We start from the raw sequence: 13,664 nt of genomic DNA on the forward strand, positions 1-13,664 counted from the left end.
GTAACCTAGGGCAACAGCCCTAGGAGGAAAACAATGATTAAACAAACAATCCAACAAATCGCCGAAATCCTTCATGCAAGGCTGTTTGGTGATGGTAATGTAACGGTAACGACAGTCAGTACCGACACCCGTCAAGCGGTCGAAAATGGACTATTTTTTGCATTAAAAGGCGAAAAATTTGATGCACATGATTATGCAGAAAAAGCGGTAGAACAAGGCTGTGTAGCACTCGTTGTTGAGCGTGAGTTGCAGATTGCTGTACCGCAAATTATTGTGGCGGATACGCGATTAGCTTTAGGCGAATTAGCGAAATGGCTGAAAAGCACATTGAATCCTAAAACGGTTGCTATGACTGGCTCATCGGGTAAAACAACCGTGAAAGAGATGACTGCAAAAATCTTGCAAAAAACAGCCGCTTGTGAAGACGAGGTGCTTTATACTTTCGGCAATCTGAACAATGATTTAGGTGTGCCGATGACCTTGCTCCGTCTAACTGAGCAACACAAATTTGCGGTGGTAGAACTGGGTGCAAACCATATTGGCGAAATTGCTTACACCACACAAATCGCCCAACCTGATGCCTGTTTAGTGAATAACATTGCCCCTGCCCATTTAGAAGGTTTTGGCTCAATTGAAGGTGTTGCAGCTGCAAAAGGCGAAATTTATCGAGGACTAAAAGAAAACGGTAAAGCGATTATTAACCAAGCTTTTTATTATCCGCAATGGTGTAAAGAAATCGGTGATCATGAATTGCAATCTTTTAGTTATACTGGTTCAGACCAAGATTCTTATGCGGATTTCTGGGCGGAAAACGTTTCACTTAATTTAAATGGCTCAACGTTCATTTTGCATGCCTTTGAAGAGGAAATTGAAATCAATTTGCCTTATTTAGGTGCACATAATGTTTCTAATGCTTTAGCGGCAACTGCGTTAGCGATGGCAGTTGGTGCAAGTTTAGCGGATGTTAAAGCTGGGCTTGAACAGCGCTCACAAGTGAAAGGACGTTTATATCCTGTTGAAATTAACGAGCACTGTTTGCTGATTGATGATACTTACAATGCGAATGTCGATTCGATGAAATCAGCGATTTCTGTGCTGAAAAATTACCCTGCATTTCGTATTTTTGCGGTAGGTGATATGGCGGAACTTGGCAAAGAAAGTACGCAGTGCCATCAAGAAGTTGCAGATTTTGCTCAACAGGCAGGGTTAGATTTAATCGTCTCTTTTGGTAAAGAAAGTGCATTGATTAGTGCTAATGCTCAGCACCATTTTACCGATAAGCAAACCATGAGTGATTTCTTGCTACCGATTATTTCGCAAAAAATTGCAGAAAAACAACCGCTTGTTTTATTGGCAAAAGGCTCTCGTAGCCAAAAAATGGAAACTTTGATTGCGGATTTATGCCGTGCTTTTCATATTCAATTTTAAGGATTTATTATGCTAGTTTGGCTTGCTGAATATCTTGTTCAGTTTAATACGGCGTTTAATGTCGTTTCTTATATTACTTTCCGTGCCATTATGGCATTATTGACTGCTCTTGGTATTGGATTATGGATTGGGCCGACTGTTATTCGCCGTTTACAAGTATTAAAATTCGGGCAAGAAGTACGTAATGATGGGCCTGAAAGCCACTTCAAAAAACGCGGCACACCAACGATGGGCGGTGTGATGATTTTAGCCTCTATTGGTATCAGTACTGTGCTTTGGGCAGATTTACGCAACAGTTATGTTTGGTTCGTGTTGTTTGTTTTATTTGGTTATGGGATCGTCGGTTTTGTGGACGATTATTGGAAAATCAAACGTAAAAATACCGATGGTTTAATTCCTCGTTGGAAATACTTCTGGTTGTCTGTCATTGCCTTGGTTGCCATTTTGGGCATTTATGCCATCGGTAAAGATACTACCGCCACACAGCTGGTGGTGCCATTCTTCAAAGAATTTATGCCACAGCTTGGCATCTTATTCGTGGTGCTTTCTTACTTCGTGATTGTCGGCACTAGTAACGCTGTGAACCTGACTGACGGCTTAGACGGCTTGGCAATTGTGCCCACCATTATGGTGGCAAGTGCATTCGCTTTAATTGCGTGGGCAACAGGTAACTACAACTTCGCCCAATACTTACATATTCCATTCGTCCAAAATGCAGGGGAATTAGTGATTTTATGTACCGCCATCGTTGGTGCGGGCTTAGGCTTTTTATGGTACAACACCTACCCTGCACAAGTGTTTATGGGCGACGTTGGCTCACTCTCACTAGGCGGTGCATTAGGCACGATTGCAGTATTGGTTCGCCAAGAATTATTGCTTGTGATTATGGGGGGCGTGTTTGTGGTGGAAGCCTTATCCGTTATTCTCCAAGTAGGATCTTATAAACTTCGTCAAAAACGTATTTTCCGCATGGCACCAATTCATCACCACTTTGAATTAAAAGGCTGGCCAGAACCGCGTGTTATTGTTCGTTTCTGGATTATTACTTTAATGCTGGTGTTAATTGGCTTGGTAACATTGAAATTACGTTAAGGTCAGTTGAGTAGGCTTTCTTCTACCAAAATATGATGAAAAATCAAAGGTGGGATAAAGCCTATTTTATCAATGGATAAGCAGTTAGTCATAACGATGTGAAAAACAAGCGGGCAGATTTCGCAAAACGTTTGCAAAAGGATATGTAATGAAAAATAAAACGCTTTTGGTTTATACAGGTGTTGATCTTAATATGATGATTGCAGAAGGTGGATCGGGATATTGGAAATTAGGCGCTTCTTCTCTTCAACAAGTAGAATACTTGATTGCTTGTAAAAATTACACCAAAGATTGGGCAGTGTCGGACAAAAATATTCCTCAAGGTACGGCGTTTTTCATTGCTAAAGTAGCGGGATTTCAAAAAATGTTAGATGGGCAATATGAAGGCAGATATTTAATTACTTTCTCTGAATATGCAGAAATTCGTATTCCCAAAGCATGGCAAAAAATTTGTATAAGAGGCTTACCTGCTGCTCGTTATTTTAATACGAATGATGTTTTGGCAGATTTAGCTATTGAACCTTCAAAACTAGCTTGGAAATCGTTTATTCCTGCTAAAAACACAAGCCCGCAGAGATAGTTATTTATACTCCTTAGCTTGCGGATAGTTTGGAAAGTAAGACAACAAAAAGAGAATAAAAAATGCAAAACCAATACGAAAATAAAACAGTAACGATTATAGGCTTGGGTAAAACGGGCTTATCTTGTGTCGATTTTTTTGCAGATAAAAATGCGAAAGTACAGGTGATTGATACCCGTGAGAAACCAGCTGGAATCGAACAATTATCAAAAGAAATTCCATTACATATAGGCGGATTAAATATTGAGTGGTTGCTTAATTCCGATTTAATCGTGATTAGTCCAGGGCTTGCATTGGCAACGCCTGAAATTCAGCAAGCGATTAACGCAGGCGTAGAAGTGGTGGGCGATATTGAGCTGTTTTGCCGTGAGGCAACCGCACCAATTATTGCGATTACAGGCTCAAATGGTAAAAGCACGGTCACAACCTTGGTGACCGAAATGGCAAAGCAAGCGAGTATTAAAGTCGGAATGGGCGGCAATATCGGCGTGCCTGCATTAAGCCTGTTAAATGGTGATTATGCACTTTATGTATTGGAACTTTCAAGCTTCCAGCTTGAAACGACTTCTTCACTCAAAGCGGTTGCGGCAACTGTACTGAATGTGAGTGAAGATCATATGGACCGATATGATTCAATTGCTGATTACCGTGCAGCAAAACTTAAAATTTATAACAATGCAGAAAATGTCATTGTGAATGGCGAAGATCCCCAAACATATCCTGAACAAGCGGTCAAAAATCTGATTCGTTTTGCAGAACACAATGCGGAATACACCTTACGCCACGGTGTGCTTTATGCGGGTGAAACTGCGGTGATGGGTACGAAACAGATGCTGATTCACGGTCGCCATAATGAGATGAACGCTTTAGCGGCAATGGCATTAGCTGATGCGGCGGGTATTCCTCGCGAAGGCATAGTGAAAGCCTTGCAAACTTACGGTGGATTAGCACACCGCTTCCAAGCTGTGCCAACTAATGATGGCGTGCGTTGGGTGAACGATTCCAAAGCGACCAATGTGGGCAGCACGGTGGCAGCACTGAACGGCTTAGAGGTAGCGGGTAAGCTATATTTATTATTAGGCGGAGACGGTAAAGCTGCAGATTTTTCAGAACTGAAACCGTTAATCAACAAACCGAATATCGTTTGCTACTGCTTTGGGCAAGATGGAGCAGCGTTGGCGAAACTCTCTAGCCAAAGCGTGTTGGTAGAAACGATGTATGAAGCGGTGGAAAAAATCCGCCCGCAGTTAAAACGAGGCGATATGGTGTTGCTTTCTCCTGCTTGTGCAAGCTTAGATCAGTTCAAAAACTTTGAACAACGTGGCGATATTTTTATGGCATTAGCGAAAGGAGAAGAAGCTTAATGTGGCAAGCAATCAAAACGGGGGTTGATAATTGGTTTCGTATTACCCCTAAAGACTCGCTTTATGATCGCACATTACTTTGGATCTATGTCAGTCTAATGACCATTGGACTAATTGCAGTTAGCTCAGCATCCATTCCTGTAAGCTGGCGCTTATATAAAGAAGCTTTTCATTTTGCAATTAATGATGCCATATATATTGGAATGGCATTATGTATTTTTGCCTTTTTTATTCAACAACCAATAAAAAGATGGGAAAAATACAATGTTGCTTTATTTTTTATTTCGTTTGCTATGCTGCTTTCCGTATTATTTTTTGGACAAGCTGTAAATGGTGCAAAACGTTGGATTTCTTTAGGTTTTGTTAATTTCCAAGCATCGGAATTAGCTAAATTAGCAATTATTTGCTATTTCTCTAGCTTCTATGTTCGACGTTACGATGAAATCCGCCAAAAAACTTTGAGTTTTATTCGACCATTTGTTGTTGTTTTAATTTTTATTGCGATTTTAACCGCCCAATCAGACTTAGGGAGTATTTTTATTTTATTCGTACTTACCTTTAGTATGCTCTTTATTATGGGAGCGAAATGGCAACAATTTATTGCTCTAGGCATCGTTGGCGTTTTAGGTTTCTTCGGTTATGTCTATTCTTCGGAATATCGAATGAAAAGGGTAACATCTTATCTTGATCCTTTTGCGGATGTTTATGGTGATGGACATCAACTAGCCAACTCTCAAATGGCATTTGGGCAAGGTGAGATTTTTGGTCGGGGCTTAGGCAACTCAATCCAAAAATTAGACTATTTACCTGAAGCACATACCGATTTTATTATGGCGGTCGTGGGCGAAGAATTTGGATTAATTGGAATATTATTCATCATTTTCTTAATGATTTGTTTATTGATACGAAGCATAAAAATTAGTCGAGAATCGTTACAAATGGAGGCTCGCTTTAAAGGCTACTTTGCCTTTGGTATTTCGGTATGGATGTTTTTGCAAGGCGTAATTAATTTAGGTGTAGCCACTGGGCTGTTACCGACAAAAGGGCTGACATTTCCTTTTATCAGTTACGGTGGTTCAAGTTTAATTCTCCTTTCTATTGCAATGGCAATTTTAGTTCGAATTGATCACGAAAACCGATTGGAAAGAATAGGCTACACCCGTGCGAAGAAAAATTAAATTTAAGCAGTTAATTTTGTAAGAAAATGTACAAATTCAACCGCTTTCTTTTTCCGAAAATGTGTAAATTCTTGTACAATATCCATAATTTTTTCTTTACAGCTGAAAATAGTCTAAAAATAAACCGAAAAGAGAATACCGATGGCAAAAAAATTATTAGTGATGGCAGGTGGAACAGGCGGACACGTATTTCCAGCCATTGCTGTTGCACGTGAATTACAGCAACAAGGATGGGAAATTTGTTGGTTAGGCACAAAAGATCGAATGGAAGCAGATCTTGTTCCCAAGCACGGTATTCCGATTGAATTTATCCAAATTTCAGGGCTAAAAGGTAAGGGCGTAAAAGCCTTACTGACAGCCCCTTTTGCCATTCTAAGGGCGGTGTTGCAAGCATACAAAATCATTAAAAAATTTAAGCCAGATGCGGTGCTCGGGATGGGCGGTTATGTTTCAGGCCCTGGTGGGATTGCTGCGAAATTGTGTGGTGTGCCTGTGATCTTACACGAGCAAAATGCGGTGGCAGGGCTAACCAATGTGTGGCTTTCAAAAATTGCTCGCTGTGTGTTGCAAGCCTTTCCAAATGCTTTCCCGAATGCAGAAGTGGTGGGCAATCCTGTTCGCCAAGATTTATTTGAGATTGAAGCACCAGAACAGCGTTTTGCAGCGCGTGATTATCCGATTAACATTTTAGTGATGGGTGGCAGCCAAGGTGCACAAGTGATTAACCAAACTGTCCCCGAAGTGGCGAAAATGTTGGGCAATCAGGTGTTCATTAGCCATCAAGTGGGTAAAGGCAAATTAGCGGGCGTTGAAGAGGTTTATCACACTACAGGCAATGGCGTGGCAAGCGAGTTTATCGATGATATGAAAGCGGCTTACGAATGGGCGGATTTAGTCATTTGCCGTTCGGGGGCATTAACGGTATGCGAAATTGCTGCCGCGGGTTTGCCTGCTATTTTTGTGCCGTTCCAACATAAAGATAGACAGCAATTTTTAAATGCGGAATATTTGGTGGAAGCGGGGGCAGCTTATGTGATTGAGCAACCTGAATTTACGCCAGAAAAACTGTTAGCGGTGTTAGAGCCGTTGATTGCTGATCGTACTAAATTAACCGAGATGGCAATCAAAGCCAGAGCAAAAGCCACGCCAACTGCTGCAAAACGCGTGGCGGAAGTAATTGTAGAAGAAAGTCATTAATTTAGAGAATATAAAATGAAAAATTTCCAAGATAATATAAAAAAACTCGTGCCTGAAATGCGCCGTGTGAGCCAAATTCACTTTATCGGGATTGGCGGTGCGGGGATGAGCGGTATTGCTGAAGTATTACTGAATGCAGGCTACAAAATCAGCGGTTCAGATATTGCCGATGGTGTGGTTACCAAACGCCTAGCTGCTGCAGGGGCACATATTTTTATTGGTCACAGTGCGGAAAATATTGCAGGGGCAAGCGTAGTGGTGGCATCCAGTGCGATTAACGAAGAAAACTCTGAAGTAAAAGCAGCAAAAGAAGCACGTATTCCTGTGATTCAACGTGCACAAATGTTGGCAGAAATTATGCGTTTCCGCCACGGAATTGCGATTGCGGGCACCCATGGCAAAACCACAACCACTGCAATGATCTCAATGATTTACACCGAAGCTGGTTTAGATCCAACCTTCGTAAACGGCGGTTTAGTAAAATCTGCGGGTAAAAATGCTCACTTAGGTGCAAGCCGTTATTTAGTGGCGGAGGCAGATGAAAGTGATGCGTCATTCTTACATTTACAACCAATGGTTTCTGTTGTCACTAACATTGAGCCAGACCATATGGACACCTACGGTGGCGACTTCGAGAAGATGAAAGAGACTTACGTTAAATTCTTGCGTAACTTGCCTTTCTACGGCTTGGCAGTAATGTGTGCTGATGATGCAACAGTGATGGAAATCGCACCGAAAGTAGGTCGCCAAGTGATTACTTACGGATTTAGTGAAAATGCAGATTACCGTATTGAAGATTACCAACAAACAGGCTTCCAAGGACACTACACGGTGATTTGCCCGAACGGGGAACGTATTGAGGTGCTGTTAAACGTACCTGGTCGTCATAATGCATTGAATGCGACTGCGGCACTTGCGGTTGCTAAAGAAGAAGGCATTGCTAATGAGGCAATTTTAGCTGCCCTTGCGGATTTCCAAGGGGCAGGACGCCGCTTTGACCAGCTGGGTTCATTTATTCGCCCGAATGGTAAAGTGATGTTGGTGGATGATTATGGTCACCATCCAACTGAGGTGGACGTAACAATTAAAGCCGCTCGCCAAGGTTGGGATGGTAAACGCATTGTGATGGTATTCCAACCGCACCGTTATTCGCGTACTCGTGATTTGTTTGACGATTTTGTGCAAGTGCTTTCACAAGTAGACGCTTTAGTGATGTTGGATGTGTATGCCGCAGGTGAAGCTCCAATTGTTGGGGCGGATAGTAAAGCGTTGTGTCGTTCCATCCGTAACTTGGGTAAGGTTGATCCGATTTTGGTGTCGGATATCAGCCAGCTAGGTGAAGTTCTCGACCAGATTATTCAAGATGGCGATTTAATTTTGGCACAAGGTGCAGGTAACGTGAGCAAACTGTCGCGTGATTTAGCAGAGAGTTGGAAAGCGTAAGCGGTTGTTTTTACAATATATTTTGCAAATTACATCGCTTGTAGGGTGGGTTTTCTTGCCCACCAAATATCATAGAGGGCAAGAAAGCCCACTTTATAGAAAATTGAGAATACAATGAGCATTAAAAACGAAAAAATTGCAGTGTTATTTGGTGGCGTTTCAATGGAACGCGAGGTATCGTTAAACTCTGGTGCAGCGGTAACCGAAGCCCTTAAAAGCCTTGGCTATAATGTGGAAGGCATTGATACCAAAGAGTTCCCAATTGAAAAATTAAAAGAAAAAGGGATTCAACGGGTTTTCAACATTTTACACGGCGGCATTGGTGAGAACGGTGTGTTGCAAGGTGCTTTGGAACAGATGGGCATTCCTTACACAGGCTGTGGCGTGATGGCATCAGCAATTACTTTAGATAAATTCCGCACCAAATTATTGTGGCAAGCTGTTGGTTTACCGACCGCAGAAATGGTGGTGGTAAAACGCGGACAAGCGGTCGATTCTGCAGCAATTATTGCAAAATTAGGCTTGCCAGTGTTTGTTAAACCTTCTTGTGAAGGCTCAAGCGTTGGCGTGTTCAAGGTAAAAACTGAAGCGGAATTACAACCTGCGATTGAAGAGGCGTTAAAATTTGACAGTATTGTGTTAGTTGAAGAATTTTTAGCAGGGGCGGAATATTCTGTGCCAGTGTTAGATGGCGAAGTATTGCCAGCGGTGCAAGTGATTCCAGAAGGTGAGTTTTATGATTACCACGCCAAATATATTTCAGACAACACCCAATATGTGGTGCCTGCATTAAACGATGAACGCCAAGCAGAAGTGGCAAAAATTGTGAAACAAGCCTTTGATGTGGTGGGTTGTCGTGGTTGGAGTCGTATTGATGTGATGGAAGATGCAAATGGCAAATTCCGTTTGGTGGAAGTAAATACCTGCCCAGGTATGACAAGCCACAGCATCTTCCCGAAATCGGCAGCAACCGTGGGTTATAGCTTTGAACGTTTAGTTGAACGCGTATTGGAGTTAAGTGCGTAATGGCTAAGTTTGCTCGAAAGAGAAAACCCAACTATGCCCATATGGTTAAAGAGCATGTGGTAGCAAAAATTCATTTATTGCCAATGAAATGGCTAACTTCATTTAAGCCGTTGATTCTGTTATTTTGTTTCATTGTGATATATGCTTTATATGCAAGTTGGTCGACGATATTAGAAAGTTTAGATAGAACACCTATTCGTGCTTATGCATTAACACATAAAACCCAATTTACAACCAATGCAGATATTCGTGAAGTATTAGCTAAAGAACCTGTGCTTAAAGGCTATTTTTCTCAGGATATTCAAGAAGTTAAAGAGAAATTAAAGCAGCTTTCTTGGGTAAAAGATGTTGTTGTACGGAAATCTTATCCTGATCGTTTAAGCATTGGTATTGTTGAATATAAACCTGTTGCCGTATGGAATAATGTTCATTATTTGTCTGACCAAGGGGTTGTGTTTAGTTTGCCAGCAGATCGCTTTGATAAAGCAGATTTACCTGTTATGTTTGGACCTGACGCAGAAAGTAAAGATGTGCTTGAAGCATGGAGTAAAATCCAAAAAGAACTGACTTCAAGAGATTTATCACTGAAATCACTTGCCGTAGATAATCGCGGCTCTTGGTCGATTACGCTGGCAAATAATATTGAATTAAAATTAGGGCGCGGTGAATGGATTCCTAAAATTGACCGCTTTATAATGATTTTCCCAGAAATAGAAGTGCCTGAGGGGCAGCGTGTTGCCTATGTTGATTTACGTTATGAACATGGTGCTGCAGTCGGCTTCTATCCAATACAAAAACCTAAATTATAAATAAAACGAAAGAGAAAATGAGTGATAATAGAGATGAGCTAGATACCGTTGTAGGGCTTGATATTGGTACATCTAAGACGGTCGCCGTAATTGGAGAAATCTTACCTGACGGCGTAATTAAAGTATTGGGCACTGGCGTATCACCTTCAAAAGGTGTAGATCGTGGTGGTATTATTGATTTAGATGCTGTGGTGCGCTCCATTCGCAATGCTATTGAAGAAGCTGAATCCGTTTCAAATCTGGATTTCTTCCAAGTAATGCTTGCCATTTCAGGTCCACATATTACGGGTCTAAATGAAGTTGGACAGATTCCTTTAGAAAATATTGTAAGAAAGGAAGATGTTGATGATGCAAAATACAATGCCAGTTCCGTGCGTTTACCTGATGGATTAGAAATGTTACATATTATTCCTCAGGAGTTTAAGGTGGATCGCTTACCCTCAACTAAAAATCCAGTGGGGTTATCTGGTAGCCGATTAACCGCCCACATTCACTTAATTGCGGCTCATCAAGATTGGAAACGCAATTTAGTTAATGCTGTCGAACGCGATAAAAAATCAGAAGTGGCAGGTGTTGTTTTTTCTGGTTTGGCTTCAGCTTGCTCCGTATTGACGGAAGATGAAAAAGAGTTAGGTGTTTGCTTAGTTGATATTGGTGCAGGCACGATGGATGTGATGGTGTATACCGATGGTGCGCTACGTTTTAGTAAAGTTTATCCCTTTGGTGGAAACGATGTAACCGATTTCCTCGCTCGTACTTTTACAACATCACGTAAAGAAGCAGAAAATATTAAAATTAATTATGGGAGTACCGTTTCACCACCGTCTAATAATCCTGATAAAAAATTCTCAATTGCAGGATTAGCAGGTGGTGCGCCTCGCATTTATACTAAAGCACATGTTGCAGAAGTAACTGCTAAATGTTATAGCGATTTATTCAAAGTAATTAATGCCGATTTAATGCAATTACGTCAAGATTTGTATATGCAGGGAATAAAACAGGAATTAATTGCAGGTTTTGTGTTAACTGGTGGTGGTTCACAAATAGAAGATATTGTAAAATGTGCAAAAAATGTCTTTGATGCGCATGTGCGTGTAGGGAGTCCATTACATATTACAGGGTTAACTGATTATGTAAACAAACCACAATATGCTACGGTTTTAGGGCTTTTGCAATATCATTATCACTATCCAATACAACTTAAAAATACGGCACTAATTAGCAATCAAAATGTTGCGGATGTATTTGAAGGCGTGAAGAAAAAAACACGTAAAGCTCTGAATTGGATTAAATCAAATTTTTAAATTAATAAGTCGATACAGTACTTATTTTTAGGGAGTAAAAGAATGTTCGAACCAGTTTTTGAAATGACACCTGATGCGATCATTAAAGTCGTTGGTGTTGGTGGCGGTGGCGGTAATGCTCTTAACCATATGGTAAAGAGCTGCCAAGAAGATGATATTGGTAGTGTTGAGTTTTTCTCTGTCAATACAGATGCACAAGTTTTACGTTCAAGCTCTGTTCGTAACACTGTTCAAATCGGGGCGAATATAACCAATGGTTTAGGTGCTGGGGCTGATCCAAACATTGGTTATCAATCTGCTGAAGAAGATCGTGAAGCATTAAGCAACATGATTAATGGTGCTGATATGGTGTTTATCGCAGCAGGTATGGGTGGTGGCACAGGTACTGGTGCCGCACCTGTGATTGCAGAAATTGCGAAAAGCCAAGAAGCATTGACCGTTGCAATTGTGACCAAACCGTTTAACTTTGAAGGTAAAAAACGTGCTCATTTTGCAGAACAAGGTATTAAAGAGTTGTCTAAAAACGTAGACTCTCTCATTATTATCCAAAATGAAAAATTACTAAAAGTACTTCCTAAAAATATTAAATTTAAAGAAGCCTACGCTTATGCTGATGATGTATTACGCAATGCCGTATTAGGTATCACAGATATGATTACTAAAGAAGGCTTAGTAAACGTAGACTTTGCCGACGTGAAAAAGGTAATGTCTGAAATGGGGCGTGCAATGATGGGAACAGGTGTTGCTGAAGGTGAAGGTCGTGCAGAACGTGCAGCAATGGATGCGGTTGCAAGCCCATTATTAGAAGATGTAGATTTATCTGGTGCAAAAGGCGTATTAATTAACATCTCTGCAGGTGATGATTTAGAACTGAATGAAGTAGATGCTGTCGTAAAATATGTAACAGAAGCAGCAGATCCTGATGCAACCATCATCTTTGGTACAACATTCTATCCTGAAATGGAAGGTCAAATCCGTGTAACATTAGTAGCAACAGGTTTAGGTCAGACCGAAGAACTTGCTATGCCGAGAACAGGTATGTTAGAACAGCCTGCACCTGCTCAACAACCTACTCAAAAACCTGTAGGATATGGCATTCAACAACCTGTTCAGCCTACTCAACCTAATCTTGGTTATGGTCATCAACCACAACCAACTGGCTTTAACCAAGCACCACAAAATGCTGGAACAACGCAACAGCCAAGAACAATTGATCCAAACCAAGTGTTCTCACCGAGCTCTATTCCAGGATTTATGCGAAACGGTCGTTAATTTCGACCGCTTGCGAGGAATAAAAAATGATTAAACAAAGAACCCTAAAACAAGCAACCAAAGTCACTGGCATTGGTTTGCACAGCGGTAAAAAAGTGACGCTTACTTTGCGTCCTGCACCTGCCAATACGGGGATTATTTATGCTCGAACCGATTTAGAACCTGCAGTTTACTTCCCTGCAAGTGCGGAATCGATTCGTGATACACAGCTTTGTACTTGTATGATCAACGATGACGGTGTGCGTATTTCAACCGTTGAACACTTAAATGCGGCGATGGCAGCATTAGGGTTAGACAACCTTATCGTGGAAGTTGATGCTCCTGAAATTCCAATTATGGATGGCAGTGCAAGTCCGTTTATCTATCTCTTCTTAGATGCGGGTATCGAAGAACAAAATGCTCCGAAAAAATTCATCCGCATTAAAGAAACTGTACGTGTGGAAGAGGGTGATAAATGGGCAGAAATCAGACCTTATGCAAATGGCTTAAAATTAGATTTCACCATTGATTTCAATCACCCGATGATTAGCAAAGATGTACGCCATTTTACGATGGATCTTTCAGCCGAAAATTTCATTCAGCAAATTAGCCGTGCAAGAACCTTTACTTTTATGAAAGATGTGGAATATCTCCAATCAATTGGTTTAGCACTAGGCGGTAGCTTAGATAATGCCATCGTGTTAGATGATTACCGCATTTTGAATGAAGATGGCTTACGCTATAAAGATGAATTAGTAAAACATAAAATGCTCGATTCTATCGGCGATCTTTTTATGTGCGGTTACAACATCTTAGGCGATTTCAGAGCGTATAAATCGGGTCACGGTGTGAACAATAAGTTACTCCGTGCCGTGCTTGCGAATGAAAATGCGTGGGAATTTGTCACTTTCGAGGACAAAGAAACCGTGCCGCAAGGTTATCGCTTAAAAGATTTAGTTTTTATCTAATCAATTCTACCCCTCTTTCCTTGT

Annotated in this window: 12 protein-coding genes; all 12 read left to right on the forward strand. The window is 41.1% G+C overall.

What is annotated here, in order from left to right:
- Window positions 1–33 precede the first annotated feature (33 nt).
- The 12 genes from murF to lpxC all read left to right on the forward strand — a co-directional run bounded on the left by murF (window position 34) and on the right by lpxC (window position 13,640).
- On the forward strand, window positions 34–1,428 hold the full coding sequence (murF, locus tag KH943_RS00220) for a UDP-N-acetylmuramoyl-tripeptide--D-alanyl-D-alanine ligase (protein WP_304106191.1): 1,395 nt from the start codon (window positions 34–36) through the stop codon (window positions 1,426–1,428).
- A 9-nt stretch (window positions 1,429–1,437) separates the two neighbouring features.
- Entirely contained in the window at window positions 1,438–2,520 is a 1,083-nt protein-coding gene (mraY, locus tag KH943_RS00225) for a phospho-N-acetylmuramoyl-pentapeptide-transferase (protein WP_005707185.1), read from the forward strand.
- A 148-nt stretch (window positions 2,521–2,668) separates the two neighbouring features.
- A complete protein-coding gene (locus KH943_RS00230) occupies window positions 2,669–3,100 on the forward strand; it encodes a hypothetical protein (RefSeq protein WP_304106194.1) in 432 nt (143 codons plus the stop codon).
- 62 nt (window positions 3,101–3,162) lie between these two features.
- A complete protein-coding gene (murD, locus tag KH943_RS00235) occupies window positions 3,163–4,464 on the forward strand; it encodes a UDP-N-acetylmuramoyl-L-alanine--D-glutamate ligase (protein ID WP_304106196.1) in 1,302 nt (433 codons plus the stop codon).
- Complete coding sequence (gene ftsW, locus KH943_RS00240) at window positions 4,464–5,642, forward strand: putative lipid II flippase FtsW (protein WP_304106197.1); 1,179 nt, start codon at window positions 4,464–4,466, stop codon at window positions 5,640–5,642. The genes murD and ftsW overlap by 1 nt, the downstream gene beginning before the upstream one ends.
- A 141-nt stretch (window positions 5,643–5,783) precedes the next feature.
- Window positions 5,784–6,839, forward strand: coding sequence for an undecaprenyldiphospho-muramoylpentapeptide beta-N-acetylglucosaminyltransferase (gene murG / locus KH943_RS00245; RefSeq protein WP_304106198.1), 1,056 nt, complete (start codon window positions 5,784–5,786; stop codon window positions 6,837–6,839).
- 15 nt (window positions 6,840–6,854) lie between these two features.
- Window positions 6,855–8,282, forward strand: coding sequence for a UDP-N-acetylmuramate--L-alanine ligase (gene murC, locus KH943_RS00250; protein ID WP_304106200.1), 1,428 nt, complete (start codon window positions 6,855–6,857; stop codon window positions 8,280–8,282).
- Window positions 8,283–8,396: 114 nt separating this feature from the next.
- A complete protein-coding gene (locus KH943_RS00255) occupies window positions 8,397–9,308 on the forward strand; it encodes a D-alanine--D-alanine ligase (RefSeq protein ID WP_304106202.1) in 912 nt (303 codons plus the stop codon).
- Between the two features lie 41 nt (window positions 9,309–9,349).
- A complete protein-coding gene (locus tag KH943_RS00260) occupies window positions 9,350–10,117 on the forward strand; it encodes a cell division protein FtsQ/DivIB (protein ID WP_438359812.1) in 768 nt (255 codons plus the stop codon).
- Window positions 10,118–10,134: 17 nt separating this feature from the next.
- Window positions 10,135–11,421 (forward strand): cell division protein FtsA, encoded by a 1,287-nt coding sequence (gene ftsA / locus KH943_RS00265; protein ID WP_304106204.1) that lies wholly within the window; start codon window positions 10,135–10,137, stop codon window positions 11,419–11,421.
- A 42-nt stretch (window positions 11,422–11,463) separates the two neighbouring features.
- Entirely contained in the window at window positions 11,464–12,693 is a 1,230-nt protein-coding gene (gene ftsZ / locus KH943_RS00270; protein ID WP_304106205.1) for a cell division protein FtsZ, read from the forward strand.
- 26 nt (window positions 12,694–12,719) lie between these two features.
- A complete protein-coding gene (gene lpxC, locus KH943_RS00275) occupies window positions 12,720–13,640 on the forward strand; it encodes a UDP-3-O-acyl-N-acetylglucosamine deacetylase (protein WP_304106207.1) in 921 nt (306 codons plus the stop codon).
- Window positions 13,641–13,664 lie beyond the last annotated feature (24 nt).

The organism is Haemophilus parahaemolyticus (assembly GCF_018373095.1).
GTDB classification, from domain to species: Bacteria; Pseudomonadota; Gammaproteobacteria; order Enterobacterales; family Pasteurellaceae; genus Haemophilus_A; species Haemophilus_A parahaemolyticus_A.